General features: G+C 53.9%; 29 protein-coding genes. 16 read left to right on the top strand and 13 right to left on the bottom strand.

The genetic code is table 11. The annotated features are described in order from the left end of the window. The 4 genes from ftsY to rpoH form a co-directional block, all read left to right on the top strand. Positions 1–1,021, top strand: a 1,021-nt coding sequence (ftsY, locus tag INT19_RS05345; RefSeq protein WP_193059991.1) for a signal recognition particle-docking protein FtsY, incomplete at its 5' end; no start/stop codon positions are given. Next, positions 1,018–1,686, top strand: a complete 669-nt coding sequence (gene ftsE, locus INT19_RS05340; protein ID WP_038481059.1) for a cell division ATP-binding protein FtsE — start codon at positions 1,018–1,020, stop codon at positions 1,684–1,686. The genes ftsY and ftsE, both read left to right, overlap by 4 nt. Then, positions 1,683–2,723, top strand: a complete 1,041-nt coding sequence (ftsX, locus tag INT19_RS05335) for a permease-like cell division protein FtsX (protein WP_193059989.1) — start codon at positions 1,683–1,685, stop codon at positions 2,721–2,723. Before ftsE ends, ftsX begins: the two co-directional genes overlap by 4 nt. Before the next feature lie 153 nt (positions 2,724–2,876). Next, positions 2,877–3,743, top strand: a complete 867-nt coding sequence (gene rpoH / locus INT19_RS05330) for an RNA polymerase sigma factor RpoH (RefSeq protein ID WP_038481065.1) — start codon at positions 2,877–2,879, stop codon at positions 3,741–3,743. A gap of 94 nt (positions 3,744–3,837) precedes the next feature. Here rpoH and slmA read toward each other — a convergent pair whose 3' ends face one another. The 5 genes from slmA to coaBC all read right to left on the bottom strand — a co-directional run bounded on the left by slmA (position 3,838) and on the right by coaBC (position 8,704). Continuing rightward, a complete protein-coding gene (gene slmA / locus INT19_RS05325; protein ID WP_095602789.1) occupies positions 3,838–4,446 on the bottom strand; it encodes a nucleoid occlusion factor SlmA in 609 nt (202 codons plus the stop codon). A gap of 21 nt (positions 4,447–4,467) precedes the next feature. Next, positions 4,468–5,367 (bottom strand): acetylglutamate kinase, encoded by a 900-nt coding sequence (argB, locus tag INT19_RS05320; RefSeq protein WP_009724121.1) that lies wholly within the window; start codon positions 5,365–5,367, stop codon positions 4,468–4,470. A 167-nt stretch (positions 5,368–5,534) separates the two neighbouring features. Next, positions 5,535–6,917 carry a phosphomannomutase/phosphoglucomutase gene (locus INT19_RS05315; protein WP_193059987.1) on the bottom strand — a complete coding sequence of 461 codons (1,383 nt, stop codon included), beginning with the start codon at positions 6,915–6,917 and terminating at the stop codon, positions 5,535–5,537. A gap of 36 nt (positions 6,918–6,953) precedes the next feature. Continuing rightward, positions 6,954–7,415, bottom strand: coding sequence for a dUTP diphosphatase (gene dut / locus INT19_RS05310; protein WP_038481077.1), 462 nt, complete (start codon positions 7,413–7,415; stop codon positions 6,954–6,956). Continuing rightward, on the bottom strand, positions 7,412–8,704 hold the full coding sequence (gene coaBC, locus INT19_RS05305) for a bifunctional phosphopantothenoylcysteine decarboxylase/phosphopantothenate--cysteine ligase CoaBC (RefSeq protein WP_193059985.1): 1,293 nt from the start codon (positions 8,702–8,704) through the stop codon (positions 7,412–7,414). The genes dut and coaBC overlap by 4 nt, the downstream gene beginning before the upstream one ends. A 153-nt stretch (positions 8,705–8,857) precedes the next feature. Here coaBC and radC point away from each other — a divergent pair, with 153 nt between their 5' ends. The 7 genes from radC to ald all read left to right on the top strand — a co-directional run bounded on the left by radC (position 8,858) and on the right by ald (position 14,374). Further along, complete coding sequence (radC, locus tag INT19_RS05300; protein WP_193060001.1) at positions 8,858–9,532, top strand: RadC family protein; 675 nt, start codon at positions 8,858–8,860, stop codon at positions 9,530–9,532. A 250-nt stretch (positions 9,533–9,782) separates the two neighbouring features. Next, positions 9,783–10,019 (top strand): 50S ribosomal protein L28, encoded by a 237-nt coding sequence (gene rpmB, locus INT19_RS05295; protein WP_038481085.1) that lies wholly within the window; start codon positions 9,783–9,785, stop codon positions 10,017–10,019. 25 nt (positions 10,020–10,044) lie between these two features. Continuing rightward, positions 10,045–10,200, top strand: coding sequence for a 50S ribosomal protein L33 (rpmG, locus tag INT19_RS05290; RefSeq protein WP_009098622.1), 156 nt, complete (start codon positions 10,045–10,047; stop codon positions 10,198–10,200). A 186-nt stretch (positions 10,201–10,386) separates the two neighbouring features. Next, on the top strand, positions 10,387–11,214 hold the full coding sequence (gene mutM, locus INT19_RS05285) for a bifunctional DNA-formamidopyrimidine glycosylase/DNA-(apurinic or apyrimidinic site) lyase (protein WP_193059983.1): 828 nt from the start codon (positions 10,387–10,389) through the stop codon (positions 11,212–11,214). An 81-nt stretch (positions 11,215–11,295) separates the two neighbouring features. Further along, entirely contained in the window at positions 11,296–12,486 is a 1,191-nt protein-coding gene (locus tag INT19_RS05280) for a class I SAM-dependent rRNA methyltransferase (protein ID WP_193059981.1), read from the top strand. A gap of 74 nt (positions 12,487–12,560) precedes the next feature. Continuing rightward, complete coding sequence (locus INT19_RS05275; protein ID WP_193059979.1) at positions 12,561–12,995, top strand: acyl-CoA thioesterase; 435 nt, start codon at positions 12,561–12,563, stop codon at positions 12,993–12,995. Between the two features lie 263 nt (positions 12,996–13,258). After that, on the top strand, positions 13,259–14,374 hold the full coding sequence (gene ald, locus INT19_RS05270; RefSeq protein WP_193059977.1) for an alanine dehydrogenase: 1,116 nt from the start codon (positions 13,259–13,261) through the stop codon (positions 14,372–14,374). A 66-nt stretch (positions 14,375–14,440) separates the two neighbouring features. Here the strand turns inward: ald and INT19_RS05265 are convergent, their stop codons facing one another. Next, a complete protein-coding gene (locus INT19_RS05265; RefSeq protein ID WP_038481102.1) occupies positions 14,441–14,689 on the bottom strand; it encodes a SlyX family protein in 249 nt (82 codons plus the stop codon). 110 nt (positions 14,690–14,799) lie between these two features. Here INT19_RS05265 and INT19_RS19385 point away from each other — a divergent pair, with 110 nt between their 5' ends. Beyond that, complete coding sequence (locus INT19_RS19385; RefSeq protein WP_226924484.1) at positions 14,800–15,342, top strand: cold-shock protein; 543 nt, start codon at positions 14,800–14,802, stop codon at positions 15,340–15,342. Positions 15,343–15,425: 83 nt separating this feature from the next. Here the strand turns inward: INT19_RS19385 and INT19_RS05255 are convergent, their stop codons facing one another. The 7 genes from INT19_RS05255 to map all read right to left on the bottom strand — a co-directional run bounded on the left by INT19_RS05255 (position 15,426) and on the right by map (position 23,220). After that, a complete protein-coding gene (locus INT19_RS05255) occupies positions 15,426–15,815 on the bottom strand; it encodes a hypothetical protein (RefSeq protein ID WP_089039234.1) in 390 nt (129 codons plus the stop codon). Then, complete coding sequence (gene dapE, locus INT19_RS05250; protein ID WP_193059975.1) at positions 15,812–16,984, bottom strand: succinyl-diaminopimelate desuccinylase; 1,173 nt, start codon at positions 16,982–16,984, stop codon at positions 15,812–15,814. The genes INT19_RS05255 and dapE overlap by 4 nt, the downstream gene beginning before the upstream one ends. Beyond that, positions 16,971–17,996 carry a 2,3,4,5-tetrahydropyridine-2,6-dicarboxylate N-succinyltransferase gene (dapD, locus tag INT19_RS05245; protein ID WP_193059973.1) on the bottom strand — a complete coding sequence of 342 codons (1,026 nt, stop codon included), beginning with the start codon at positions 17,994–17,996 and terminating at the stop codon, positions 16,971–16,973. Before dapD ends, dapE begins: the two co-directional genes overlap by 14 nt. A 57-nt stretch (positions 17,997–18,053) precedes the next feature. Then, positions 18,054–18,401 carry a Spx/MgsR family RNA polymerase-binding regulatory protein gene (locus INT19_RS05240; RefSeq protein WP_038481117.1) on the bottom strand — a complete coding sequence of 116 codons (348 nt, stop codon included), beginning with the start codon at positions 18,399–18,401 and terminating at the stop codon, positions 18,054–18,056. 28 nt (positions 18,402–18,429) lie between these two features. Further along, positions 18,430–19,626, bottom strand: coding sequence for a succinyldiaminopimelate transaminase (dapC, locus tag INT19_RS05235; RefSeq protein ID WP_193059971.1), 1,197 nt, complete (start codon positions 19,624–19,626; stop codon positions 18,430–18,432). A gap of 127 nt (positions 19,627–19,753) precedes the next feature. Beyond that, a complete protein-coding gene (locus INT19_RS05230) occupies positions 19,754–22,429 on the bottom strand; it encodes a [protein-PII] uridylyltransferase (RefSeq protein ID WP_193059970.1) in 2,676 nt (891 codons plus the stop codon). Then, a complete protein-coding gene (map, locus tag INT19_RS05225; RefSeq protein WP_089039230.1) occupies positions 22,429–23,220 on the bottom strand; it encodes a type I methionyl aminopeptidase in 792 nt (263 codons plus the stop codon). Before map ends, INT19_RS05230 begins: the two co-directional genes overlap by 1 nt. Before the next feature lie 334 nt (positions 23,221–23,554). Here map and rpsB point away from each other — a divergent pair, with 334 nt between their 5' ends. The 4 genes from rpsB to frr all read left to right on the top strand — a co-directional run bounded on the left by rpsB (position 23,555) and on the right by frr (position 26,850). Further along, the gene (rpsB, locus tag INT19_RS05220; RefSeq protein WP_038481130.1) at positions 23,555–24,304 is read left to right on the top strand and encodes a 30S ribosomal protein S2; all 750 of its coding nucleotides are present in this window, start codon (positions 23,555–23,557) and stop codon (positions 24,302–24,304) included. 218 nt (positions 24,305–24,522) lie between these two features. Beyond that, a complete protein-coding gene (gene tsf / locus INT19_RS05215; RefSeq protein WP_193059969.1) occupies positions 24,523–25,392 on the top strand; it encodes a translation elongation factor Ts in 870 nt (289 codons plus the stop codon). Between the two features lie 122 nt (positions 25,393–25,514). Next, complete coding sequence (gene pyrH / locus INT19_RS05210) at positions 25,515–26,288, top strand: UMP kinase (RefSeq protein ID WP_089039229.1); 774 nt, start codon at positions 25,515–25,517, stop codon at positions 26,286–26,288. A 4-nt stretch (positions 26,289–26,292) separates the two neighbouring features. Continuing rightward, positions 26,293–26,850: a ribosome recycling factor gene (gene frr, locus INT19_RS05205; protein WP_089039228.1), complete on the top strand. Its 558-nt coding sequence runs from the start codon at positions 26,293–26,295 to the stop codon at positions 26,848–26,850. The last annotated feature ends 28 nt before the right edge of the window (positions 26,851–26,878 follow it).

Raw genomic sequence — 26,878 nt, 5'->3', positions numbered from 1 at the left:
ACCAGAACCAGAGCCAGCCACAATATCTGCCCCTAAACCGGCCCTGCAAGAGAAGCCCGTGGCTGAAAAAGGGGAAAAGAGAGGCTGGTTCGCTCGTATTAAGTCAGGGTTAGGCAAAACCCGCGCCAACCTAACTGACGGTATTGCCGATCTGTTTTTAGGCAAAAAGCAGATTGATGATGAGCTGCTGGAAGACCTTGAGACCCAGCTGCTGATGGCGGATGTAGGCATTGAAGCCACTAGCGAGATTATTGAGCGCCTTGAAGCGCGCGTTTCGCGCAAAGAACTGAATAACCCAGAAGCGCTTTATCGCGGGTTGCAAGAAGAGTTGGCGTTGATGCTGGCGCCGGTAGCGACGCCGCTAAGTTTTGAAAAAGAGAGTGAAGGGCCTTTTGTAATTCTTGTGGTAGGGGTTAACGGCGTAGGTAAAACAACGACTATCGGCAAGCTGACCCAGCGTTTTCAACGTGAGGGTAAAAGCGTCATGCTCGCTGCAGGCGACACCTTCCGCGCAGCGGCGGTTGAACAGCTTAAGGTGTGGGGTGAGCGTAACAACGCGCCGGTAATTGCGCAGCATACGGGTGCTGATAGCGCTTCAGTGATTTACGACGCGGTGGCGGCTGCTAAATCACGTGGCGTGGATGTGCTGATTGCCGACACAGCAGGACGGCTGCACAACAAGAGTCATCTGATGGAAGAACTGAAAAAAGTTCATCGGGTCATGCAGAAGCTGGATAGCACCGCTCCTCATGAGGTGATGTTGGTGCTGGATGCGGGGACAGGGCAGAACGCCATTTCCCAGGCCAGCACATTTAATGACGCCGTGCCGATCAGTGGCATTACGCTGACCAAGCTGGACGGTACCGCCAAGGGCGGGATTATTTTCGCATTGGCGAAGCAGCTAAAAACACCGATTCGCTTTATTGGTGTAGGCGAAGGTCTGGATGATCTCCGCCCCTTTGAGGCAGATGACTTTGTTAACGCGCTGTTTGATCGGCAAGGGGATGATGGCCGCGCATGATCGCTTTTGAACATGTGGGTAAGCGCTATGGAGGGCGCTTTGATGCGCTGGCACACCTCAACTTTCGCGTTGCAAGAGGCGAAATGGTGTTCCTGACGGGGCATTCTGGTGCTGGTAAAAGTTCGTTGCTGCGACTAATTATGCGCCTCGAAAAGCCTAGCCGTGGCCGGGTAGTGGTGGCTGGGCACGACATTGCCGAGCTCCACGCCAGCCAAGTGCCGTTTTATCGTCGGCAAATTGGCGTGGTGTTTCAAGATCACCAATTGCTGTTTGATCGCAGTGTGTTCCGCAATGTATCTCTGCCGCTAGAAATCCAGGGGGTAGAGCCGCGTGAAACGGCGCGGCGCGTTCGTGCAGCACTGGATAAGGTCGGGCTTTTACACCGCGAAAAAGCGCTGCCAGTAGAGCTTTCCGGTGGTGAGCAGCAGCGAGTGGGCATTGCGCGCGCAGTGGTTAATAAGCCAGCTCTGCTGCTTGCTGATGAACCTACCGGTAACTTAGACCCACAGCTTTCTGCCGATATTATGGCGCTGTTTGAAGACTTCAATCGTATTGGCACCACCGTGATGATTGCCAGTCACGACTTAGCGCTGATTGCGCGACTACGTCACCGCATTTTGCGTTTGCAAGATGGTCGTCTGGTGGCAGATGAGGGGGCCGTATGAAACGTGCCGCGACACCCCGTCCTATAGGCGCAGCGCCCAAAGGTAAGCGACAATCGGCCAGAGCTCCCAGTGAGCCACACGCCGAGCGGCGTGGCGCACGTTCACAGCAAACACGTTTTAGCAGCCGCTTACGCGCCTGGGGACGCCATCATCGTGCAATGGCACTGGATAGCCTTTATCGCTTGGTACGCCATCCTGTGGGTAATTTGCTAACCATGCTGGCCATCGCCATTGCGTTAGTCTTGCCTGCGGCGCTTTGGTTAACCTTGGATAGCGCTAAGCTGTTAGACGCAGAACTGGATGAGAGTGCAACCCTCACCGTTTATTTGGAAACGACCGTAGATGCTGCACAGTCCGTTCGCATTGAGGAGGCTGTCATCGCGGACGAAGGTGTCGAAACGACCCGCATTATCAGTGCCGAGCAAGGTATGGTTGAGTTTCAGCAGTCCCTTGGTATTGAAGATACCCTGGCAGGGCTGGAAGATAATCCACTGCCGGCCAGTATTGTGATTTATCCACAGAGCGTTGAACCTGCAGCTATGGCACAACTGGCACAGCGCTTGGAGGAGTTCTCTGGGGTAGACGAGGTGCGCGTGGATTTGGCGTGGGTAGAGCGTTTACGTCATTTGGCGGATCTTGGGCGACGGGTGGCGCTCGCGCTTGGGGTGTTGTTCGGCTGTGGTGTGCTGCTAGTGGTGGGCAACACTATCCGTCTTTCGGTTGAGAGCCGACGACGAGAAATCGAAGTAGTGATGCTCATTGGCGCGACCCATGCCTTTGTCCGTCGACCCTTCCTCTATAGTGGGGCTTGGTACGGCGTGGGGGGCGGTCTGCTGGCGCTGGGATTGCTGGCATTTGGCAACCACTGGCTGTCGATGCCTGTTGCCGCCTTGGCGGCAAGCTACGGAGCGAACTTTGTGTTGCCGCAGTTAGATGTGACAGGCTCTACAATTCTGCTATCTTGCAGTACACTACTGGGCTGGCTGGGAGCTTGGTTGGCTGTTACACGCCATCTCTCTAGCATACGCCCGCGTTGATTATGTTTGTTATGCGGTCAGTAGCGGGAATTTCCACCCCGTTTTGTGTCTTATGCAGTGAATGCATCGGTCATTTGAACCTTATGCTTAGGCTAAGGTCTTAGAGTTAACGGAACACCAACCACGATAGGTTTTAAGGGAGACCACCTGCACATGAGCACTAGTCTTCTACCGGTGGGTCAGCTTTCTCCAGGTCACGATCTGGGCGGCTATATTCAAGCGGTTAACGGCATCCCCGTACTAAGCGTTGATGAAGAGCGTGAGCTTGCATTCCGCCTCCACGATGAAGGTGACTTGGAAGCAGCACGCCGTTTGGTGCTATCGCACCTGCGTTTTGTTGTGCATATTGCTCGTAGTTACTCGGGTTATGGTCTGCCACAGGCTGACCTGATTCAAGAAGGTAACGTCGGTCTGATGAAAGCCGTTAAGCGTTTCGACCCTAATCAGGGCGTTCGCTTGGTATCATTTGCCGTGCATTGGATCAAAGCGGAAATTCACGAGTTTGTGCTGCGCAATTGGCGTATTGTCAAAATTGCAACCACCAAAGCTCAGCGCAAGCTGTTTTTTAACCTGCGTAGCGCCAAAAAACGCTTAGCTTGGCTAAACAACGATGAAGTTAACGCGATTGCGGAAGACCTCAACGTAAAGCCAGAAGTAGTGCGCGATATGGAAGGACGTCTGTCGGCTTACGATGCGGGTTTTGATGCGTCTCCTAGCGACGACGAAGAGAGCACCTATCAAGCGCCGGCGTATTTTTTAGATGACGCTTCCGCTGATCCGGCAACGCTGCTGGAAGACAGCAACTTTGAGGAAGATTCAACGCGTCGCTTACAGCTAGCCTTGAAAGGCCTTGATGAGCGTTCGCGGGATATCTTGCAGCGTCGCTGGCTCACTGACAACAAAGCGACACTGCACGATCTGGCCGATGTTTATGGCGTCAGCGCTGAGCGCATTCGCCAGCTCGAAAAGAATGCGATGAAAAAACTGCGCCAAAAAATGGGCGAAGCTATCGCTGCTTAATCACGTACACATATTGGTTAAGCATAAGATAAACGCCCCGAAGGCTCTGCCTTCGGGGCGTTTTTATTGGGCGTGCATGTTGTGTCACCGCTACCTAAGCTGGTTGTACGGCTGCTCGTAACAGCTGGCTAGACAGCAGCGCCCATTGGTCTTCCCAGTACTCGGTCGGCAAGCGCTTGAAATCACTGCGCACATACTGAGAAATACGCCCTTCAGCCTGAGCGATCAGCAGGTTGGCTGCTGCTGAAGCGGATATGCTGGTGCGTAGCCCTTCGCGCAGCTCAGCTTCCCGCAGTATCTGTTTTAACTGGGTTTCCAAGCGTTCAAACAGTTGGTGAACGCGCTGGCGCAGCCGGGCCGTTTCGCCAGTAAGTACATCGCCTCCCAGTACCCTGGCAAGCCCAGGGTTCTTTTCGGCAAAGCCGAGAAGTAAGGCCAAGATGGTGCCGCATCGAGACGCCGCATCGGGGATATCTTCTAGGATGCGGGTAATACGCGCAAAGATGCTTTCTTCAATGAAGTCGATCAGCCCCTCAAACATGCGCGCTTTGCTGGGGAAATGCCGGTACAGCGCTGCTTCTGAGACGCCAACCTGGCGGGCAAGCGCAGCGGTTGTAATGCGCTTGCCGCTATCCTCTTCCAGCATAACGGCTAACGCTTGCAGGATTTGCTCGCGGCGGCGAGGTTTTTGTTCGTCACTCATGACGTTAGCCCTCCGTCGCGGTTAACCTGCGTCAGTAATCAGGGTGCCTACCCCAGCATTGGTAAAGATTTCCAGCAAGACCGCATGAGGAACGCGGCCGTCGATAATGTGGGCGCTGTTAACGCCGCCTTTTACTGCATCTAGTGCACAACGTATTTTTGGCAACATGCCACCATAAATCGTGCCGTCGGCGATTAAGGCGTCAACTTGAGCAGTGCTTAGTCCAGTTAATACCTCTCCCTCACTGTTCATCAGGCCCGCGACGTTGGTCAATAGCATCAGTTTTTCAGCGTTGAGTGCCTCGGCCAGTTTGCCTGCCACCAAGTCGGCGTTGATGTTATAGCTGTGGCCTTCACCGTCAACGCCGATAGGTGCTATTACCGGAATGAAGTCTCTGGCGGCGAGCATCTCAATGAGGTCGGTGGAGATAGACTCCACTTCACCTACGTGGCCAATGTCGATAATTTCCGGTGCGGTCATCTCAGGACTTTGGTGCTCTACTTTTAGTTGGCGGGCGCGAATTTGCGCGCCATCTTTGCCGGTTAAACCAATGGCTTTGCCGCCGCTTTGATTGATTAGATTAACAATGCTTTTATTGACTAAGCCCCCTAGGACCATCTCCACGACGTCCATGGTTTGAGAGTCGGTCACTCGCATGCCGTTCACAAAGCGAGATTCGATATTCAGTTTTTCTAGCAGGCTGCCAATTTGTGGCCCGCCCCCATGGACGACAACCGGGTTAATACCGACCTCTTTCATTAGCACGATGTTACGCGCGAATGAATCGATCAAGGTGTCTTCAGTCATGGCGTTGCCGCCATATTTAACGACGACCGTTTTGCCCGAAAACTGCTGGATGTAGGGGAGGGCTTCAGACAATACCTCCACAACGACCTGGGGGTCGCGGCTAGTTGAACTCATGACGTTGTCCCTTTTGATTTTTTCCGTCGCTACTTTTTTATCGCGACCGTTATTACAGCGCGAGCATTGGCTTTTCCATGCGGCGTGTTGTCTAGCATTCTTATTGTGTCGCGCATTCGATTGGCACAATCACTTTTCTTCTGTTCACCCTGTCGTATCTATCCACGTTATTGAGGTTCAGGAATCATCAGCGTTGGTGAAATTTTCTCCAGCGCATTGGCAAAGCGCTGTTTTATTCGGCTAAGTGCCGCGGCATCGCTACCCTCAAAGCGCAGTACTAGCGCAGGAGTGGTGTTAGAGGCTCGGCACAGTCCCCAGCCATCGGCATAGTCCACGCGAATGCCATCAATCGTGGTTTTGATACCTTCGCCGAAGTCACCCTCTCTAGCAAGCTTCTTGATAAGCGGAAATTTTTCTTCATCAGCGACCGCGATATTAATTTCAGGCGTGCTGATATCTTGTGGAAATTGATCAAACAGTTCATCAGCACTGCCGGGGTGGCGGGCTAGAATTTCAAGCAAGCGGGCCGCGGCGTAGATGCCGTCGTCAAAGCCATACCAGCGCTCCTTGAAGAAAATATGCCCGCTCATTTCACCGCCCAGTTCAGCGCCGGTTTCCCGCATGCGTGCCTTGATTAGTGAATGCCCGGTGCGCCACATTTCAGGCTCGCCGCCAGCGTCGCTAATAACTCGCGCCAGGTTACCCGTGCATTTGATGTCGAAGATCACCTTGGCACCGGGGGTGCGTGACAGCATATCAGCTGCAAATACCATCAGGAGGTGGTCAGGGTAGATCATACGGCCACTTGGCGTGACAACGCCTAAACGGTCGCCGTCGCCGTCGAAAGCCAAGCCAATATCGGCACCTGTTTCCTTAACGCTGTGGATCAAGTCGCGTAGGTTTTCAGGTTTGCCTGGGTCGGGGTGGTGGTTCGGGAAGTGCCCATCAATGTCGGCAAATAATGGGGTGGTTTTTACCCCCAGGCGCTCAATAAGCTGCGGGCCCAACTCTCCGGCGACCCCGTTGCCACAATCCACAACTGCGCTCAGTGGGCGCTCGATATGGATGTCGTTAATAATTCTTTCAAGATACGCCGTGCGTAGGTCATGCTGGCGAACGCTGCCTTGGCCGCTGGTTAGGTCGTTTGCTTGGATGCGCTCATAGAGGGCGGTAATAGCATCACCGGAGAGCGTTTCACCCGCTAAGACGATTTTGAAGCCGTTGTAGTCAGGTGGATTGTGACTGCCGGTTAGCATTACCCCAGAGCAGCTTTCAGGCAGTGTGTGTGTGGCGAAATAAAGCACGGGGGTAGGCACCATGCCGATGTCTATAACGTCTCGTCCTGAGGCTGTTAGGCCGCGAATCAGCGCTGCTTGCAGATGTGGCCCGGAAAGTCGTCCATCACGGGCAACAATGACCGTTTGCTCGCCTCGAGCGGCGGCTTCAGAACCAATGGCTCGGCCAATGAGTTCGGTGGTGGCCTCGCTCAGCGTATCGCCCACAATGCCGCGAATGTCGTAAGCACGAAATATCGACGCAGGTACGTTCATTGTCGCTCCTAGATATGCGCTAAAACAGCGCTTGGCTTATTGGCTGCCTGTGCTGCCAAAACCACCGCTGCCGCGAGTGGAGTCTTCAAAGGCATCGACAATGGTAAGTTCCGCTTGCACGACAGGAACAACGACATACTGAGCGAGACGCTCAAAGGGCGATAACGTAAAGCTGCTTTGACCACGGTTCCAAACGGATACCATCAGTTCGCCCTGGTAATCAGAGTCGATGAGACCGACGAGGTTGCCCAGCACGATACCGTGCTTATGACCTAGACCGGAGCGAGGCAAGATCATGCCTGCCAAGCTAGGATCTTCTATGTAAATGGCAAGGCCTGTTCGCACTAACTGGCAGTCACCAGGTGCAAGCACCAGTGGTTCATCTAGCAGTGCTCGCAAATCCATCCCCGCTGAGCCTGTTGTTGCATAAGAGGGAAGGTAGTCGTGCAGGCGTTCATCCAATACTTTGCACTGCAGGCGTGGGCGAGAACCGCTCATGATAATTCTCCGGAGGATTGAGAGGGTGGTTGAGAAGGCAGTAATGATAGTGCGTGACGAATAATTAGCGCGGCTAGCTGGGTTTTAGGCTGAAGCGGGGCTTCCTGTTGATGGGTTCCCGTCGCAGAGCGCCACAGCAGCAGAGCGGCATTGTTATCGCTGCCAAAACCGAGCCCCTGCTGGGAAACGTCGTTGGCCACAATCATATCTAACCCCTTGCGGGTCAATTTGTCTTCCGCATAGCGAGCGACATCCTGAGTCTCGGCGGCGAAGCCCACCACAAAAGGGCGTTGGTCAGTAGGCAGCGCGGAAACATCGGCAATAATGTCAGGATTCTTGACCAGCGTAAGCGTTAGCGTATCGCTGTCGTCGGTTTTTTTGATTTTGTGCTCAGCAGCGCTGGCAGCGCGGTAGTCAGCGACCGCAGCACAGCCAATAAATAGGCCAGCATGGGGGGCGAGTGTTAACGCTTCGTGATGCATTTGTGCAGCGCTTTCCACATCGATGCGCTCAACGCCGAGAGGAGTGGGGAGATTAACTGGGCCGCTTATCAGGGTTACTCGTGCTCCCTGAGCCGCAGCTTCAGCGGCTAGTGCGTAACCCATTTTCCCTGAACTGTGGTTGGATAGATAGCGCACGGGATCCAGCGCCTCGCGGGTGGGACCCGCAGTAATCACTACGTGCGGCGCAGAAGCTGGCGCTGGTAATTTTGCAGCAGAAGCAAAATGCTGTGCTAAGAAATCAACAATAACCTCGGGTTCGCTCATTCGCCCAGGACCGATGTCGCCACACGCTTGGTCACCTGCTGCTGGCCCGATCAGCAGCCAGCCATCGTTGGCTAGCTGAGAGACGTTGCGTTGGGTTGCAGGGTGTCGCCACATGGCCTGATTCATGGCCGGTGCAATCAACTTGGGTGCTTCACAGGCTAGGCACAGAGTGGTTAGCAAGTCGTCAGCCATGCCATGTACCAATCGGGCGATCAAATCAGCCGTTGCTGGGGCAATCAATACGGCATCTGCCCAGCGGGCTAGCTCAATATGCCCCATACCAGCCTCTGCTTCAGGATCAAGCAACGAGGTGCGTACCAGCTCCCCTGAAAGTGCCTGAAGCGTTAACGGCGTAATAAACGCTTGAGCACCCTCGGTCATTACCACGCGAACCTCACAGCCAGCTTGCTTGAGTAACCGAACAATCAGCGCGCTTTTATAAGCCGCAATGCCGGCGCTAATGCCAAGCAGCAGGCGCTTTCCAGCAAGTGGCGTTAGCGGGGATGGCGATAATAAGGCCATGATGGGTAGTCCCATGTAGCGTTTGTTAAAGGTGAGTACCATACCATTTGACGGGTTATTTTGGCATGCTCAAGCAGCAGTTGGAAAAGCCAGTTTGGGTGGGCGCAGTAGCAAATGCTGATGGTGCTATCAGGGGTGGGCAAGGAGGCGGCGATGGGGATTAATCACTGGCCGGAAGGTGAGCGGCCACGCGAGAAGTTATTGAATATGGGAGTGCAGACGCTTTCAGACGCCGAGCTACTGGCCATTTTTTTGCGAGTAGGCGTGCAGGGGCGCTCTGCGGTGGATCTGGCACGGGACCTGTTGGCCAGTTTTGGTGGTTTGAGGCAGCTTTTGGAGGCGGATCAGGATCAGTTTTGTGCGGCTCGAGGGCTTGGTAGTGCGAAATTTGCCCAGCTTCAAGCGACCCTGGAGCTTTCTAGACGTCATTTGGCGAGCCAGCTTGCCCGTGGCAATGCGCTCACATCGCCGTCGCTTGTGCGTCATTACTTAAGCTCCCAGCTTCGTCATCTGGGTCATGAAGAGTTTGCCGTGCTTTTTTTAGATACACAGCATCGAATTATTCGCTATGAATCCCTATTTCGCGGTACCCTAGATAGCGCATCCGTTTACCCCCGCGAAGTAGCCAAGCGTGCGCTTGAATTACACGCTGGTGCTGTCATCCTGGCTCACAACCACCCATCGGGTGTTGCTGAACCAAGCGATGCTGATCGACGTATTACTGAACGTCTAAAAGATGCCCTTGCACTCTTCGATGTGCGAGTGCTTGATCATTTCGTGGTGGGGGACGGTAACGTGGTTTCGTTTGCCGAGCGCGGTTGGCTATAGCAATTAATGAAAAGGGTGCGACGACAAAATCTCGTCGTTTACCTAAGTAAATTGTCCAAAAGATGCCTTTTTTGGCATTTTGGGGCGTTTTTGCTTGCTGGTAGCCGGGTGCTCTGGTATAAAGTGCCACCTTTAAACTTGGGTTGAATAACGGATTTGGGTACAGCTAGGCAGTTCACTGCGTCGACTCCCTCCCTGCTCCGGTTTGCCCGACAGTTTTGAACAACTCGCCAAGCGGTTGGAGGCTCTCATGTCCAAAGTATGTCAGGTTACCGGCAAGCGTCCGGTAACTGGTAATAACGTTTCTCACTCCCAGCGTAAGACACGTCGTCGTTTCTTGCCGAACCTGCACACCCATCGTTTTTGGGTTGAATCTGAAAACCGCTTCGTCAAGCTGCGCGTTTCCTCTAAAGGAATGCGTATCATCGACAAGAAAGGTATCGAAACGGTTCTGGCTGATATCCGCAAACGCGGCGACGCCATCTAAGCTAGCATTTTGGGAGAGTTAAACCATGCGCGATAAGATCAAGCTGGTGTCTAGTGCCGGTACAGGCCACTTCTACACCACTGATAAGAACAAGCGGAATACACCGGATAAGTTCGAATTCAAGAAATACGACCCGGTCGTCCGTAAGCACGTTATCTACAAGGAAGCTAAGATCAAGTAATTGCGATTACAATGATCGGCTTTCACCGCAGGCGAGCGCCTGTTGAAAAACCCGGCCCTAAGCCGGGTTTTTGCATGCCCGGTATTTAGCCGCTTACTTTGTAGGTTGGCGGTATCTGTCCCTACGCTTCGGCACCGCTTAGGCGACAGAGTGGTTGTCACGGTGCTGTCATCATAGACTTTCATCATGCCCGAATTGCCTGAAGTTGAAACGACGCGACGCGGCATTGCCCCCTATTTAGAAGGGCAAGAGATTACCGAGGTGCTGGTGCGCCAGACTCGGTTGCGCGTGCCGGTGCCCGAAGATCTAGCCGAGCGGCTAGTAGGAGCTCGGGTTGGCGTATTAAAGCGCCGCGCTAAGTACCTCCAAATTCCCGTGGCGACTTTCGAAGGTGAGGCCACGCTGTTGTGGCATCTAGGCATGTCGGGCAGCCTAAGGATTGCAAACGTCGGCGATTTGCCTAAAAAGCATGATCATGTTGACGTGGTGACGGCCAAGGGGCATGTGCTGCGCTACCATGACCCGCGCCGCTTTGGTTTTGTTGACTGGCAGCAGGGCGATGGCAGTTTGGATACGCGCCTTGCGCACCTTGGTCCTGAGCCGTTGGATGACTCGTTTAACGGTCGCTGGCTCTATAACGCATCGCGTAATAAACGCGTTGCGGTAAAGCCTTTTTTAATGGATAACCGCGTGGTGGTCGGTGCAGGTAATATTTACGCTGCCGAAGCGCTATTTATGGCGGGTATTGATCCCCGACGTGCCGCTGGGAAAATTTCCCTGGCCCGTTATCAGCAGCTAGCCGAGGCGGTTAAAGAGGTGCTGGCGGCAGCGATTACCCAAGGTGGCACGACGCTGCGGGATTTTGTCAGTGGGCAGGGCGAGCCAGGTTACTTTGCCCAGCAGCTGAATGTATATGGGCGCCATGGGCAGCCTTGTCTGCGCTGTGGCGTTGAGCTGCGTCGTATTACTCTAGGCCAGCGGGCCAGCGTGTTTTGCCCTGGTTGCCAGCGTTAGCGGCCGCTCTTTGATATTAACTGTTTTGCCTATGCTTTCAGAGTCTATGTGCTTTGTAAGATTGCTCTTTTGGAGATTGTTGTGACTCAACGCCTGCGCCTGAATAAAAATGCCGATCGCCGCCTGAAAGCGGGCCATCTGTGGATCTACTCCAATGAGGTAGATATCAAAGAGACGCCACTAAAAAACTTTGCTGCTGGTGAGCCTGCGTTAGTTGAGGCTTCCAATGGCAAGACCCTTGGCGTCGCCTACATTAATCCGCACTCGCTGATTTGTGGTCGGGTAATGTCGCGTGACCCAGAAATGCGTCTAGATCGCTCGTTATTCGTACACCGCTTCAACCAAGCGCTAGCGCTGCGTGAGCGTCTGTTCGATAAACCTTTTTACCGTTTGATTCACGGTGAAGGCGACCTGTTACCGGGCTTGGTGATTGACCGCTTCGGCGATGTGCTGGTGGTACAGCTGAATACCGCAGGTATGCAAGCGTTGGCGGAAGATATTGTCGATGCGCTGGAAAAAGTCGTTAAGCCCAGTGCCATCGTGTTCCGCAATGATACGGGCGGCCGTCGCCAGGAAGGTCTAGAAGCCCACGTCGAAGTGGTAAAGGGTACTCTTCCTGATGAGGTTCTGCTGGAAGAGAATGGGGTTACCTTTGCCGTGCCTGTGCTGAATGGCCAAAAGACAGGGTGGTTCTACGACCATCGCGTCAATCGCGCATGGCTGAACAGCCAAGTGGCGGGTAAGCGCGTGCTGGATGTATTCAGTTACGTGGGCGGTTGGGGTGTTCAGGCGGCTGCGAGCGGTGCCTCAGAAGTGTTGTGTGTCGATGCTTCTGCCCCAGCGCTGGATCAGGTGGCACGCAATGCTGAGCTAAATGGTGTGCAGGAGCAAGTAGCGGTAGCCGAAGGCGATGCCTTTGAAGCGTTAGCAGCATTGAAAGCTGACGGCGAGCAGTTCGATGTGATTATTCTTGATCCGCCTGCGTTTATCAAAAAGCGCAAGGATATCCCTAATGGTGAGCGCGCTTACGCACGACTAAACCGTGAAGCGATGCGGCTATTGGGCCGCGATGGCTTGCTGTTGTCGGCCTCGTGTTCTATGCACCTCGCGCCTGAGCGTTTGGTGGATGTGGTTCGTGGTGCCGTTCGCCATCAAGACCGTCATGGCCAGGTGATTTTTCAGGGGCATCAGGGCTCCGATCACCCCGTTCATCCGGCTATCCCGGAAACCTCGTATCTGAAGGCACTGGGCGTGCGGGTATTCCGCGACTAAGCCAAGGACGCTGCTTGACGAACATTGGCAAGACAAAAAAATAGCATCAAGGAGTAACCACAAGGAGTTGCATTATGGAGTGGGCACTACCAGATCCTTTTGTGATCAACCTTCAGGTGACGCCGGAGGCCATTGACGCTTACCGGCATGTCAATAACAGCGAGTATTTACGCTGGGTTGAGCAGATCAGTTGGGCCCACTCTGAAGCCTTGGGGCTATCCCTTGAGCGCTATCAGTCCCTTGACCGTGCCATGGTCGTCCATCGGCATGAGTTGGACTATCTGGCTCCCGCCTTTGTCGATGATAAGTTGCAACTGGCGACGTGGATTGTTGCCTGCGATGGCCGTTTTAGTTTGACCCGCCGGTTTCAGCTTAAGCGTGCGGAGAATGGCAAAACACTGCTAAATGCCCGCACCAGGTTTGCCTGTGTGGCGCTTAGCAGTGGGCGGCCCACGCGGCTGCCTGATGAGTACCAGCGCATTTACGGTGGTGCGGTGGTGGCGGAGTAGCTAATGCTGAAATGCCGTCGATTTTTTTGCTGATTTTCGTTAAACGCTAGATTATTCTCCCAAAAAACGCCTTAGCCGGCGTTTTTTTTGTTTTTCTTGCTTGGGGTGGTGGTTAGTGCCAGCTGTGCTGTAATTTGCTTAATAGCGCTTATTGATGGCCTGGCTCTAACGGCTAGGTGGTAAAGATAGGTAGTAAAGATGAGGCTCTGACGATTTAGCAGTTGAGATTTAGCACTAACAATCAATAGAGAAGGAAAACGCTAATGAAAATCGCCGTCCCAAAAGAGATCAAAAACCATGAGTATCGGGTGGCACTCACTCCGACAGGCGCGCGGGAGCTAGTAGGGCGTGGCCACTCGGTAAGCGTGCAGGCAGCTGCAGGAGAAGGAGCCGGATTTAGTGACAGTGACTATGAAGCCGCAGGCGCCCAGGTGGAAGCTAATGTAGATGCGTTGTGGCAAAACGCCGAGCTGATTCTCAAGGTAAAAGAGCCTCAGGCCGAAGAAGTGGCGCGTCTAACCGCCAACCAAACGCTGTTTACCTATTTGCACTTGGCCGCTGAGGAAAAATTAACCCAAGGGCTGATGGCCAGCGGTGCTACCTGCATTGCCTATGAAACCATCATCGATGCAAAAGGTGGGCTACCGCTGCTCGCACCGATGAGCACGGTCGCTGGGCGCATGGCCGTTCAAGCGGGCGCGCATAGTCTGGAAAAAGCCCAGGGTGGCTCCGGCGTGCTATTGCCCGGTGTGCCAGGCGTTGCGCCGGGTAAAGTTACCGTGATTGGTGGTGGTGTGGTCGGCGAAAACGCCGCCCGTATGGCGTTAGGGTTGGGGGCCGAGGTGACCATTCTGGACAAGTCGATTGCTCGTTTAGAGGTGCTGGACGACCGTTACCAGGGGCGCATCAAAACTGTCTACTCAACGGCGGACGCCCTTGATCAGGCAGCTAAAGAGTCCGATATGATCATTGGCGCCGTACTTATCCCCGGAGCCGCCGCTCCCAAGTTGATTACCCGTGCCATGCTGGCCGATATGAAGCCGGGCAGTGTATTGGTAGACGTAGCCATTGATCAGGGCGGCTGCTTTGAAACCAGCAAGCCTACGACGCATGCCGAGCCGACCTATATTGTGGATGGCATCGTTCATTACTGTGTGGCCAATATGCCTGGCGCGGTAGCGCGGACATCTACTTTGGGTCTTACCAATGCCACCTTGCCGTTTGTACTGGCGCTGGCTGATAAAGGCTGGCAACAGGCGCTTAAAGACGACCCACACTTCCTGCCCGGGCTCAACGTCCATAATGGTCAAGTGACTTATCAGGCTGTTGCCGATGCTTTTGGACTCAAGAGCATCGACCCAGCGAGTGCAGTGGCATGATAATCGGTACGTCAATTAGTAGTAGGTGATACTACTGTTACCCGGGTGGTGCTGCTAGTGGTGGTGCTAATAGTGAGGAGGCACTTCGTCTTCTGGGCGGGTATCACCCTGTGAGTCACCCGCCTGGAGCGCCTGATACTGCTCGCGCAAGCGGTCACGCATCAGCGTGCTCAGTTGCTCCAGCTTTTCTAGCCGACGCTCTTGCTGAGCAACCGCTTGGTCAAGGGTGTCTAGCCAATGCTCTTGGTAAGCCAGTCGACTCTCTAAAGATTCAAGAAGTTGAGTTAGCTCTGCAGGCGATAATTCGTTTGTCATGATAACATCGTGACCTTGTGTAGTATGCTCGGTACTGTTAGGAATGGGCCTAGTTGGCCGAGTATTGTCCTTCGTCTGTTACCCATACAACAAGAGAGCTTTTATCATCTATGAATCCAAAAGTTGTTTTTCGCTGTTTCTTCATCAGTGTTTTACTTGCCGCCCCCACGCCACTTCTTCTGGCGGGGATTGTTCATTTAACGAATGCACCGCTTGCTGAGCAGTGGCTGGCTGAGCTTGCCATCAGCGGGGTAAGTGGTGTGTATATTGCCGCTGCTCTGGGATGTTTTATTGCGTTATTTATAGGTACTTTAGCCGCTGCTGCTCTGGCGCCGCCTATGGTAGTGAAAGCTGATGTTTCTCGAACTAAATCTGCGCCGCGTCAGCCTCAAACGGTACCTGAAGTGGAAGATGATGAAGAGGAAGATATCATCGACCCCAATGATGGTCGCGAAGAGGGCGAAGTAAAGTGGTTTAACACCAATAAAGGTTACGGCTTTATTACCCGGGATAATGGCGAGGATGTGTTTGTTCACTTTCGTGCTATTCGTGGTCGTGGCCCGCGTATGCTTGCTGAAGGACAGATTGTTCGCTATCACGTGATTAAGAATGACCGTGGCCTTCAGGCAGACGACGTTAGTATTATTGAGTAGCTTCGATTGAATCGCTTTTATTGAATCGCGCTAGCATCCCAACTGCTGAAAAACAAGACCCCGCTAAGCGGGGTTTTGTGCGTTTAACGGCCTGAATCAGGCCATTCAATGGCTTTTTCCTGTCCCCCTGGCAATACCTGCCAGAAGCGGTCAGGGTCATCGCCGGGGTGCCAGCCACCTAGCGAGCAGCGAACCTCAGTCTGTAAAGCTTCGGCGGCGTGCTGAGCGCACTCTTGGTCGGTGTGCCACGGGGTGTGGTGGCTATCAAACCACAAGCTGGCAAAACCATCGGCCGCTTTGTCCACCAATAGTACGGGTACAGCTTCACCTTGATGGTGGCCGCGAGTCTTCCATTTGCCCTTGCCGGCTGGGCTAAGGGGCGGTGCATCGAGAGCTTCGCTTAGCCACGCATTGAGCTTATCTATCGCTACGCTGGCAAGGTATACCTCGATATCCGGAAACCGCTCCATCATACGCTCACCTCGTCGTCCGTTAACAAGGCTTGAAGCGTTGCCTCATAAATGCGGCTTAGTTCATCCAAGTCACTGGCGCGCACGCGCTCATTCACTTTATGAATAGTGTCGTTAAGCGGACCAAGCTCGACCACTTGGGCGCCAAGTGTGGCGATGAAGCGACCATCCGAGGTACCGCCGCTGGTCGAAAGTGCAGGGCGCTCGCCGGTAACGGCTTCTACACCGCGAATGGCAGCATCGACTAATTCGCCTTCTGCGGTCAGGAATGGTTCGCCGTTGAGCGTCCAATCAATATGGTACTCAAGGCCATGCTTATCCAAAATCGACTCGGTGCGGCTTCTTAGCATCTCGTGGGTAACTTCCGTGGAATAGCGGAAGTTAAACACGACTTCTACTTCACCTGGAATGACGTTAGTGGCCCCGGTGCCCGCGCGAAAATTAGATATCTGGAAGCTGGTGGCAGGGAAAAAGTCATTGCCTGCGTCCCAGTGCTCGTTAACCAACGCATCCAGTGCGGGCATCGCTTGGTGAATAGGGTTGCGCGCAAGGTGTGGGTAGGCCACATGACCCTGAATCCCTTTGAGATGTAGAACGCCGCCCAATGACCCGCGGCGTCCGTTTTTAATCATATCGCCCAGTCGTGAGGTCGACGAGGGTTCACCGACAATGCAGTAGTCCAAGCGCTCGTTGCGTTCGCGTAAATGCTCAACCACTGCGCTGGTGCCATCGATGGCTGGGCCTTCCTCATCGGATGTGATTAAAAACGCTATCCGGCCATCGTGCTCTGGATGAGTAGCCACAAAGCGCTCAACAGCAGTGAGCATCGCCGCTAGGCTGCCCTTCATATCTGCTGCGCCTCGCCCACAGAGCATGCCGTGCTCATCAATACACGGCTCAAACGGTGGGAATTCCCAGTTCGTGTGGGGGCCGCTGGGCACAACGTCGGTGTGGCCAGCAAAGGCCAATACGGGGCCATGATGGCCTCTTATTGCCCAGAAGTTTTTGACATCGCCAAACGGTAGTTGCTCGATATGAAAACCGAGCGCCGTTAAGCGCTCGATCATGAGTTCCTGGCAGCCTTCGTCATCCGGCGTTACTGACGCCCGGCTAAGTAGCTCAAACGCGAGCTGCAACGTGGGCGACAGCGTTTCAGGCTCAGTTATGGGCATGCAGTGCCTCGTTCAGCGCAATGGCGCTTTTATTCGTCAGGCACTCAATACGGCCATTTTGTGAATTGCGACGCAGTAATAAGTCATCTTGGCCTGCTAACTCGCGTGCTGCCACGGTGTTAACTTCTTGTTTCTGATCGTCGAGCAGGGTAACTTTCGAACCCGCGGTAATATACAAGCCCGCTTCTACGGTGCAGCGGTCACCTAGCGGAATACCGATGCCTGCATTAGCGCCAATCAGGCAGCCTTCGCCTACCTTGATAATGATATTGCCGCCGCCAGAAAGTGTTCCCATGGTGGAGCAGCCGCCGCCCAGGTCGGAGCCTTTGCCGACCATGACGCCAGCAGAAATGCGCCCTTCAATCATGCCGGGGCCTTCAGTACCTGCGTTGAAGTTGACGAAGCCTTCATGCATTACCGTGGTGCCTTCACCCAGGTAAGCGCCCAGGCGCACGCGAGCAGTGTCGCCAATGCGGATGCCGGTGGGTACCACGTAATCGGTCATTTTGGGGAATTTATCGACGCAGTCGACTGACAGCGCGCGACCCGCTAAACGCGCTTTAAGACGGCGGGCGGGCAGCTCTTCGATATCAATCGCGCCTTCGTTGGTCCAGGCGATGTTGCGCAGCAGGCCAAACATTCCCGTCAGATCCAAGCCATGGGGCTTCACTAAGCGGTGAGAGAGCAAGTGCAGCTTTAAGTAAACTTCAGGAACGGTTTGCGGTGCCTGATCGCTTTCTAAAAACATCGCGACCAGGGGGCGATGACTGGCGGCGAATGATTCGGCGAGTGCTGCCTGCTCAGAGTGGCCAGCAGCTTCCAACGCTTTGGCCAAGCGCGTGCAATCTTCGGGCAGGAAGCTGATTGCCGTATTGCCAGCGGGGGCGTCTAACGCCTCTTTGGCTGCGGCTACCAAGCTGTCTGCAGGATTAAACAGGGGTGCTGGGTAGTAGATTTCTAACCAGTTGCCCTGGGTGTTTTGGGTGCCGATTCCAAGCGCGAAGCTCAGCATAACGCGTCTTCCTTTAAAGTTTTGAATAACAATCAGTTGTTAGGATTCAGTGGCGTGTTAGCCGCTGAGAGAGTCGTAATCGCCGTCGCGGTAGCCCACTAAAATAGTATCGTCATCAACTTCTAGCAGTGGCCTTTTGAGCAGCGTGGGCTGTTCAAGCACTAGCCTGCGGGCAGACGTAGCATCCAGGCTGTCTTTTTCTTCCTGGGGTAAGTCACGCCATGTTTTGCTGCGCTTATTAAGCGCTTCTAATAGCGGTACGCGCTCAAGAATGTGCTCAAGTAAGCCGGCTGAAAGACCATCTTTACGCAGATCATGGGTCTTGAAAGGGATACCTTTCTCTTCAAGTACGTTGCGTGCTTTGCGGCAGGTGTCGCATGTGTTGATGATATAGAGTGTCAGCATATAACCTCCTTAAACAAGTCTACGGTGTCTAGCCGCGCTCAAGCAGTTGACGAAGTCGCTCAGCTGCTTCGAGGGTGGGCGCAAGCTCCGCCACTAATGCTAAACGTAGTCGACCCGAGCCGGGGTTATGGCCATTTTCCCCTGGGCGACCCATGAGGCTGCCAGGTAACACGCTGACGTGTTGCTCACTAAATAGCCGCTGAGTAAAGGCGATGTCATCGCCGTCGGGCACTGCTGGCCACAGGTAAAAGCTCGCTTCCGGCGTAGGGAAGTCCATTACGGGTGCCAGAACGTTGGTGACAGCGCTAAATTTTTCGCGGTAAGCGTCCCGGTTGGCACGTACGTGGGTTTCATCCTGCCAAGCGGCGATAGAGGCGTGCTGAAGCGGCAGCGACATTGCACAGCCGTGATAGGTGCGGTAGCGCTTAAACGGCGCGAGAAGGTTCGCGTCACCTGCTATAAAGCCGGAGCGTAGCCCGGGTAGGTTAGAGCGCTTAGATAGCGAATGAAACACTACGCAGCGTTGATAATCGTCGCGTCCAAGCTCTGCACAGGCTTGCAGCAGGCCGGGAGGGGGCGTGCTTTCATCCAGGTATAGCTCTGAGTAGCACTCATCGGAGGCGATGATAAAGTCGTGTTCATCGGCCAGTGCGATGAGCTCCTTGAATTCAGAAAGTGGCGTGACGGCCCCTGTGGGGTTGCCAGGTGAGCAAATGAATACCATTTGTACATCGCGCCAGGTTGCCGCGCTCACGGCCGAAAAATCAGGGCGAAAACCGTTGTCAGCCGTGCAATCCAAATAGAGCGGCTCGCCACCTGCCAGTAGTGTGGCCCCTTCATAAATTTGGTAGAAGGGATTAGGGACAGCCACCTTAGCGGGGCGCTGGCGATCCAAGGCGGCTTGCACAAAGGCAAAAATTGCTTCGCGGGTGCCGTTAACGGGGAGTACTTGCTGTTCGGCATCTAGCCCGGCAAGCGAAAAGCGTTGGATTGCCCAGTGGGCAATGGTTTCGCGTAGGGCGGGTAGGCCGTTGGTTGCCGGGTAGCGAGCCATCTCTAATTGATGGGCAACCAGCGCCTCTAACGCCCCTGCGTAAGGGGCGTGTTGAGGCTCCCCAATAGTGAGGGGAATATGTTCAAGCCCCACCGGTGGCACAAGCGCTGCCTTTAGGGCGGCTAGCTTTTCAAACGGATAGGGGTGCAGAAGGTTTAGATCAGGATTCATGGCATGTCCGTTGATAGCCTAAAGGCGGTGCTGGATGTCTGTAAAAACGGCCAACTAAACCGCCGATTATAGGCAACCCCTGGTGCCACCTCAAACTTAACCACCAAGGCGTCGCTCATTTAAGCGCTTACACGCCTAATACTTCGATAAGCCGTTCGCGAAGCTGCTGTTGCCGTTCTGGATCAGTGAGCGGCTCGCCCGCTTTCGTGGTGATAAAGAAAACGTCTTCAACCCGTTCCCCCAGCGTGGCAATTTTCGCAGCCGATAAGGCAATATCCTGTTCCATAAAAATACGCCCGACACGAGCCAGCAGACCAGGGCGGTCTGGGGCAGTTAGCTCTAGCAGCGTACGTTCGTTGGCTGGGTCCTGCTCAATGACCACCTCGGTGGGTACTTTGAAGTGCTTAAGCTGGCGCGGTGTGTGGCGCGTGACGATCTCTGGATAGTCATCCGGATCGTCCAGCTCTTCGACGAGGTGCCGACGCATCTCCTCAATATGCTCAGGGTCACGGATAGGCTGGCCGTAATGATCTAGCACAATAAACGTATTTAGCGTCCAGTCGTTGTGCGAGGTGGCGATGCGGGCGTCATGGATAGATAGACCAAGCTGCTCCATGGCGGCGGCGGTCGCGGCAAATAGGTCGTCTACCGAGCGGGTATGGATAAAGACCTTGGTGCCGCCTTCGGCCATATCGGCGGTGGGTGCGCTAATTAAGACCAGCGGCAAAACAGACGGCTGGTGAGCAAGAATACCTTGGGTCTGCCAGACAATTTCGCTGGGTGCGTACTGAAGGAAATAGTCTTCGCCGAGGGACTCCCACAGTTGATCAATCTGAGCGCTGTCTACGCCGACTGTTTGCAGTAACGAGCGGGCTTCAGTACGGGTTTCGCGCACCCAGTCATCTCGGTCAGGCGGGTTTTTTAGCCCTCGTCTCAGTGCCCGCTTGGTTTCAGCATGAAGCTGGCGCAACAGCGACGCACGCCAGCCGTTCCACAGGGTGGGGTTGGTCGCATTGATATCGGCAACGGTGAGCACGTAGAGATAGTCTAAGCGGATCTCGTCGCGCACCGTTAGGGCGAAGTCGCGAATCACGTCGGGATCACTAATGTCGCGCTTCTGGGCGGTCATAGACATCAATAGGTGATGCTCCACCAGCCAGCGCAGTAAGTTAGTGTCGTGTTGGGAGACGTGGTGACGATGACAGAATTGCTCAACATCACGCGCACCAATCTCAGAATGATCGCCGCCGCGGCCCTTGCCAACATCGTGAAACAGCCCGGCAATCCACAGCAGATCCATTTTAGGCAGTTGATGAATCAGCGTGGCTGCGACGGGAAAGTCATCTTTGGCATCCGGTTTGCGAAAGCCGTGTAAAAACTTCAGTAAGCGCAGGGTGTGGGCGTCTACCGTGTAAATGTGGAATAGGTCGTGTTGCATCAACCCGACCGCGCGACCAAATTCTGGCAGATACTTGCCTAAGATGCCGTAACGGTTCATGCGCCTTAGCTGGCGAGGGACATTGCCGGGAGCCCGCAAAATGGACATGAATAGCCGCTGATGGCGAGGGTCTTCGCGGTAGTGGTCATCAATTTGATGGCGATGATCGCGGATCAGGCGAATGGTGTCGGCGCGTACCCCTTCTATTTCCGGGTGCTTTGCCATCAGCAGAAACAGTTCCAGCATGGCCGCCGGTCGCTCACGAAACAGATTACGTGAGCGCGCTTGGATGTAGCCGCCTTTGGTTTCGAAGCGCTCGTTCAGCTTAACGGTTTCCAAAGCTTCTTTGCCGCGTAGGATAACCTCATCAAAGTGCTGTAACAGCATGTCGTTAAGCCCGGCCAAGGCGGTTACATGCCGATAGTAGCGCTTCATGAACTGTTCAACTGCTAAGCGCTCAGGGGTATCCCTAAAGCCAAACATTTCGGCAATGGTACGTTGGTGATCAAACAGCAATCGATCTTCGGCGCGGCCTGTTAGCATGTGCAGGGCATAACGCACCTGCCATAAAAAGGCTTGGCCCTGGCTTAGAATGCGCAGTTCGGCATCATTCATAAAGCCATTCGCGACAATGTCAGCATAGTGCTCAGTGTCGAAATGGCGTTTAGCTACCCAGCCAATCATTTGAATATCACGTAGGCCGCCAGGGGAGCTTTTTAGGTTTGGCTCTAGGTGGTATTCCGAGTTGTTGTAGCGATAGTGGCGGGCAATTTGTTCTTGCCACTTGGCTTCGAAAAAACGGTCAGCAGGCCAAATATGCTCGGCGCTCAGGCGTTCACGCATCTTTTGGCGAAGATGTTCGGGGCCAGCAATGAGTCGCGATTCCAAGAGGTTGGTCATCACGGTGACATCAGCTTCAGCTTCCCGCTCGCAGTCATTAAGCGAGCGCACGCTATGGCCGATCTCAAGACCGATATCCCATAAGAAGGTAATGAAAGCGCTTAACGACTCGCGATAAGGGGTGTCATCATCATGCGCCAGTAGCAGCAGGAGGTCGATGTCTGAGTGCGGATGTAGCTCGCCTCGGCCGTAACCACCCACTGCCACCAGGGCAACGCCATCGTCAGGCCAGTCGTGCTGCGCCCAGGCGATGGCTAGCAGCTGATCCAGATACCACGCTCGCCCGCGGACTAGGTCGCGTATATCAGCCCCGGAACGAAACTGCTCATCCAGCTTGGCTTGTAGCTCCCGAAGCGCCGCTTTAAACGGCGCAATAGGAGAGCGTGATCCGGCGAGTTCGGTGCGAAACATAGCGAGATCGTACAGCGTGGTGTCCGGCTCGAACCGGTAGTGATGAAGAAGCATCAGCGATTTAGAAAACTGAAGTCTTCGTCGCTGCGTGCAGTCAGCACGTCAACACCGGTTTCTGTGACCAGCAACGTGTGCTCCCACTGGGCAGATAAGCTTCGATCCTTAGTGACCGCTGTCCAACCATCGCGTAGCACCTTGGTTTTATAGCCGCCTACGTTAATCATTGGTTCGATAGTAAAACACATGCCAGCTTCCAGCGGGATGTCGGCATCGGGTGCATAGCCATCATAGTGAAGAAACTGCGGATCTTCGTGGAAATCGGCGCCGATGCCGTGGCCGCAGAAGTCGCGCACTACGGAGTAGCCGTGTGCTTCAGCATGTTGCTGGATAACGCGGGCAAGTTCCGAAAGGTGTACGCCTGGCTTTACTAGCTCAATGCTTTTGTACAAGCACTCTTGAGTGATACGGCATAAGCGCTCGCCCTGGATTGTATCGCCGATGACGAACATCACGCTGGAATCACCGTGGTAGCCGTCAGTTGTTTTGACGGTGATATCCAAATTCATGATATCGCCGTTCTTCAATTTTTTGGCATCATCAGGAATGCCATGGCAGACCACGTGATTGATTGATGTACAGGTTGCTTTCGGAAAACCGTGGTAGTTCAGCGGGGCAGGTGTAGAGCCCAAATTGTTAACAATAAAATCGTGGCACAGGCGATCAATTTCACCCGTAGAGATCCCCGCCTTGATGTGGGGGGTGATCATTTCAATGACGCTGGCGGCTTGGCGCCCGGCTTCACGCATTTTCTCGATTTCAGAAGGCGTCTTGATAGGAACGTTCATGAATTCTCGATGTGGGTTCTAAAGTAAGTGGTGAACGGCAATGGTGAGCGGTAAATTAAGACCGTTACATGCGCTGTGACTTCATCTTGGTAATGATCTATGGTATAAAGCCGCGCGCTTTCCTGCAATCGCCATCCGATGCTTCTTTGTCGGTTGGTCATCTGCAGAAAGGCTATTTAAACGTAATGCAGAAATCTGTGTTACTAAACAGCAAGCCTTGAAAACACACATGCACCGGCACATGGTCCCGGGTGCCGCTGGCAGCGTCTGACGATGCCACTGGTCGGATCCATGGGGTGCGTGGAGGCCTAACCCGAGTTTCAGGAGTTTTATCATGTCTCACGTTAATATGCGTGACCTGCTGAAAGCAGGTGCTCACTTCGGTCACCAAACCAAGTACTGGAATCCGAAGATGGGTAAATTCATCTTCGGCGCGCGCAACAAGATTCATATCATCAACCTCGAGCACACTTTGCCGGCGCTGAACGAAGCGATCGACGTGGTTGAGAAGATGGCGGCATCCAACAACAAAATTTTGTTTGTTGGCACCAAGCGCAGCGCTAGCAAGATCATCAAAGAAGAAGCAAACCGCGTTAACCAGCCGTTCGTCAACCATCGCTGGTTGGGTGGTATGCTGACTAACTTCAAGACCATTCGTCAGTCCATCAAGCGTCTGCGTGATCTTGAAACCATGCGCGAAGACGGCACGTTCGAGAAGCTGACCAAGAAAGAAGTCTTGATGGCAACTCGCGAGCAAGAGAAGCTTGAGCGTTCTATCGGCGGTATCAAGAACATGGGCGGCCTTCCTGACGCGCTGTTCGTTATCGATGTTGACCACGAGCGCATCGCGATCAACGAAGCCAACAAACTGGGTATCCCGGTTATTGGTGTGGTAGATACCAACTCAAACCCAGATGGCGTTGATTACGTTATCCCGGGTAACGACGACTCCATCCGCGCTATTCAGATCTACGTGAAAGCAATTGCTGACGCGTGTGGTCGTGCAAAAGAAGGTCGTCCGGAAGAGTTTGTTGAAGTGACTGAAGAAGCCGCTTCTGCCGACACTGACGCTGCTGCCGAGTAACGGTTGCAGTGGTGCGGCGGCCAGATAAGCCGCATCATGTTTAAGAGGGGGCCTTATGCCCCCTTTTTCCCGCTTTGAGTTCGCTCAAGTGGGCCGATTATGCCGGACGCTTAATGCCGGCGAATGCTCTACAAAGTGATACGCAACGGTCATCTACCGAGCCTATACTCTGTAGCGCGTTTAACTTTCAGCTAGAACCATTTCCGAGGTGAAAACTCATGGCTGCTATCAGCGCCTCTCAGGTTAAGGAACTGCGCGAACGTACCGGTCTTGGCATGATGGAGTGTAAAAAAGCACTTACTGAAGCCGACGGTGATATCGAAGTTGCAATCGAGAACCTGCGTAAAAGCTCTGGCCTTAAAGCCGCGAAAAAAGCGGGCCGTACCGCTGCAGAAGGTGCCGTTGTTACTCGCGTAGCAGAAGACGGCAGCTACGGCGTAATGGTCGAGATCAACTCCGAAACTGATTTCGTTGCCCGTGACGACAACTTCATCGCTTTCACCAACAAGATCGCGGATGCGTTCTTTGCGGCAAAAAATGAAGACGTTGCAGCGGTAATGGCTGGCGACCTCGAGTCTACTCGTGAGCAGCTGGTACAGAAAATCGGCGAGAATATCGGTGTGCGTCGTGCCGTTGTTGTGAACGCTGTTGAAGGTGGCCTTGTAGGCGAATACGTTCACGGCGGCCGTATCGGCGTCTTGACCGTTCTGAAAGGTGGTAGCACGGAAGCTGCTAAAGACGTTGCTATGCACGTAGCAGCGATCAATCCGTCGGTTGCGCACCCCGAAGATATGCCGCAGGAAGAGCTAGACAAAGAAAAAGCGATTATTCTGGCCCAGCCGGACATGGCCGGTAAGCCTGAGCAGATCGCTGAGAAAATGGTTCAAGGCCGTCTGAAAAAGTACTTGGCCGAGAACAGTCTGACCGAACAGCCGTTCGTTAAAGACCCGAACCAATCCGTTGCCGAGTTCGTGAAAGCGGCGGGTGGCGAAGTGGTTAGCTTCACTCGCTTTGAAGTGGGCGAAGGCATCGAGAAAGAAGAAGTCGACTTTGCTAAAGAAGTTATGGAACAGGCTGGCCGTCGCTAAGGTCAGAGGTTTCAGAAAGAAGATGGCGTGCGCGCGAGCGCACGCTTTTGTGTATCCGGCCCCTGTGAAAAACAGGGGTCGTCTCGCCCGCCTGTGTTCAGGTCTGCCTCAGGAGAGATGCCATGTCACGTGAAGTTCAAGAGTCCGCCCCCGCAGTTGCTGCCAGTAAGACTGAAAAGTCGAAATCAAAATACAAACGTATTTTGCTGAAGTTGTCTGGCGAAGCGCTAATGGGTGAGCACGATTTTGGTATTGATCCGAAAGTGCTGGATCGTATGGCGTTAGAGATCGGCCAATTGGTTGGTATTGGCGTTCAGGTGGGGATCGTGATTGGTGGTGGAAACCTATTTCGTGGCGCGGCGCTTAATGAAGCCGGCATGGATCGGGTGACGGGTGACCACATGGGAATGCTGGCAACCGTGATGAATGCGCTAGCAATGCGAGATGCGCTTGAGCGTTCCAATATTCGCTCGCGGGTAATGTCAGCGATTCCCATGAGTGGTGTGGTAGAGCATTACGACCGCCGCACCGCCATCCGCTACTTAACGTCGGGAGACGTGGTGCTGTTTTCAGCGGGAACGGGTAATCCTTTCTTTACGACCGACTCTGCAGCCTGCTTACGTGGTATTGAAGTAGATGTTGACGTGGTGATCAAGGCCACCAAAGTAGACGGCGTGTACAATAAAGATCCGGTTAAACATCCCGATGCCGTGAAGTATGACCAGCTCTCTTACGACGATGCCCTAGACCAAAAATTGGGCGTTATGGATTTGACCGCAATCTGCCTGGTACGTGACCATAATATGCCGGTGCGGGTATTTGATATGAATAAGCCTGGTGCCCTGCTGAATTTGGTAGTAGGGGGCAAGGAAGGCACGCTGATAGACAGAGGGTAATATCGTGATCAATGACATCAAGAAAGATGCAGAATCTCGCATGAAGAAAAGCGTTGAAGCGCTGCACAGCAACTTCAACAAAATCCGTACGGGGCGTGCTCATCCCAGTATTCTCGACGCTGTTACCGTTGATTATTACGGTGGTCAGGTGCCGCTAAATCAAGTGGCTTCTGTTAACGTGGAAGATGCTCGTACGCTGACAGTGGCGCCTTGGGAGCAGGGCATGGTGCCCAAGATTGAAAAGGCAATTATGACCTCTGATCTGGGGCTCAATCCTGCCAGCGCCGGCAATGTCATTCGCGTGCCGATGCCGATGTTGACCGAAGAAACGCGCAAAGGTTACATCAAGCAGGCGCGTAGCGAAGCTGAACATGCGCGCGTGGCGGTGCGTAACGTACGTCGTGATGCCAACGGTGATTTTAAGTCTTTGTTGAAGGATAAAGAAATTACTGAAGACGATCAGCGCCAGGGTGAAGACGAAATCCAGAAGTTGACGGATAAGTATATTGCTGAGGTCGATAAAGCGCTTGCCGCAAAAGAACAAGATCTCATGCAGGTATAGTTATTAGTCTAAAAATAGCTACCTGCTT

Origin of the sequence: Halomonas sp. 3A7M (assembly GCF_014897875.1) — a bacterium.
Lineage (GTDB): Bacteria > Pseudomonadota > Gammaproteobacteria > Pseudomonadales > Halomonadaceae > Vreelandella.
The sequence above is the reverse complement of the archived record's forward strand: the minus strand, read 5'-3'. Positions and strand labels throughout refer to the sequence as shown.

Bases quoted from the DNA above. Each gene is read 5' to 3' on its own strand.
- INT19_RS05255 (WP_089039234.1), bottom strand. From the start codon at position 15,815: ATGATGGAGCGGTTTCCGGATATCGAGGTATACCTTGCCAGCGTAGCG.
- pyrH (WP_089039229.1), top strand. From the start codon at position 25,515: ATGTCACGTGAAGTTCAAGAGTCCGCCCCCGCAGTTGCTGCCAGTAAG.
- INT19_RS05240 (WP_038481117.1), bottom strand. From the start codon at position 18,401: ATGCTGACACTCTATATCATCAACACATGCGACACCTGCCGCAAAGCA.
- dut (WP_038481077.1), bottom strand. From the start codon at position 7,415: ATGAGCGGTTCTCGCCCACGCCTGCAGTGCAAAGTATTGGATGAACGC.
- INT19_RS05275 (WP_193059979.1), top strand. From the start codon at position 12,561: ATGGAGTGGGCACTACCAGATCCTTTTGTGATCAACCTTCAGGTGACG.
- radC (WP_193060001.1), top strand. From the start codon at position 8,858: ATGGGGATTAATCACTGGCCGGAAGGTGAGCGGCCACGCGAGAAGTTA.
- ftsX (WP_193059989.1), top strand. From the start codon at position 1,683: ATGAAACGTGCCGCGACACCCCGTCCTATAGGCGCAGCGCCCAAAGGT.
- dapC (WP_193059971.1), bottom strand. From the start codon at position 19,626: ATGAATCCTGATCTAAACCTTCTGCACCCCTATCCGTTTGAAAAGCTA.
- rpsB (WP_038481130.1), top strand. From the start codon at position 23,555: ATGTCTCACGTTAATATGCGTGACCTGCTGAAAGCAGGTGCTCACTTC.
- dapD (WP_193059973.1), bottom strand. From the start codon at position 17,996: ATGCTGAGCTTCGCGCTTGGAATCGGCACCCAAAACACCCAGGGCAAC.
- INT19_RS05315 (WP_193059987.1), bottom strand. From the start codon at position 6,917: ATGAACGTACCTGCGTCGATATTTCGTGCTTACGACATTCGCGGCATT.
- rpmB (WP_038481085.1), top strand. From the start codon at position 9,783: ATGTCCAAAGTATGTCAGGTTACCGGCAAGCGTCCGGTAACTGGTAAT.
- map (WP_089039230.1), bottom strand. From the start codon at position 23,220: ATGAACGTTCCTATCAAGACGCCTTCTGAAATCGAGAAAATGCGTGAA.
- coaBC (WP_193059985.1), bottom strand. From the start codon at position 8,704: ATGGCCTTATTATCGCCATCCCCGCTAACGCCACTTGCTGGAAAGCGC.
- rpmG (WP_009098622.1), top strand. From the start codon at position 10,045: ATGCGCGATAAGATCAAGCTGGTGTCTAGTGCCGGTACAGGCCACTTC.
- INT19_RS05230 (WP_193059970.1), bottom strand. From the start codon at position 22,429: ATGCTTCTTCATCACTACCGGTTCGAGCCGGACACCACGCTGTACGAT.
- ftsE (WP_038481059.1), top strand. From the start codon at position 1,018: ATGATCGCTTTTGAACATGTGGGTAAGCGCTATGGAGGGCGCTTTGAT.
- slmA (WP_095602789.1), bottom strand. From the start codon at position 4,446: ATGAGTGACGAACAAAAACCTCGCCGCCGCGAGCAAATCCTGCAAGCG.
- tsf (WP_193059969.1), top strand. From the start codon at position 24,523: ATGGCTGCTATCAGCGCCTCTCAGGTTAAGGAACTGCGCGAACGTACC.
- argB (WP_009724121.1), bottom strand. From the start codon at position 5,367: ATGAGTTCAACTAGCCGCGACCCCCAGGTCGTTGTGGAGGTATTGTCT.
- ald (WP_193059977.1), top strand. From the start codon at position 13,259: ATGAAAATCGCCGTCCCAAAAGAGATCAAAAACCATGAGTATCGGGTG.
- mutM (WP_193059983.1), top strand. From the start codon at position 10,387: ATGCCCGAATTGCCTGAAGTTGAAACGACGCGACGCGGCATTGCCCCC.
- INT19_RS05265 (WP_038481102.1), bottom strand. From the start codon at position 14,689: ATGACAAACGAATTATCGCCTGCAGAGCTAACTCAACTTCTTGAATCT.
- dapE (WP_193059975.1), bottom strand. From the start codon at position 16,984: ATGCCCATAACTGAGCCTGAAACGCTGTCGCCCACGTTGCAGCTCGCG.
- rpoH (WP_038481065.1), top strand. From the start codon at position 2,877: ATGAGCACTAGTCTTCTACCGGTGGGTCAGCTTTCTCCAGGTCACGAT.
- INT19_RS19385 (WP_226924484.1), top strand. From the start codon at position 14,800: ATGAATCCAAAAGTTGTTTTTCGCTGTTTCTTCATCAGTGTTTTACTT.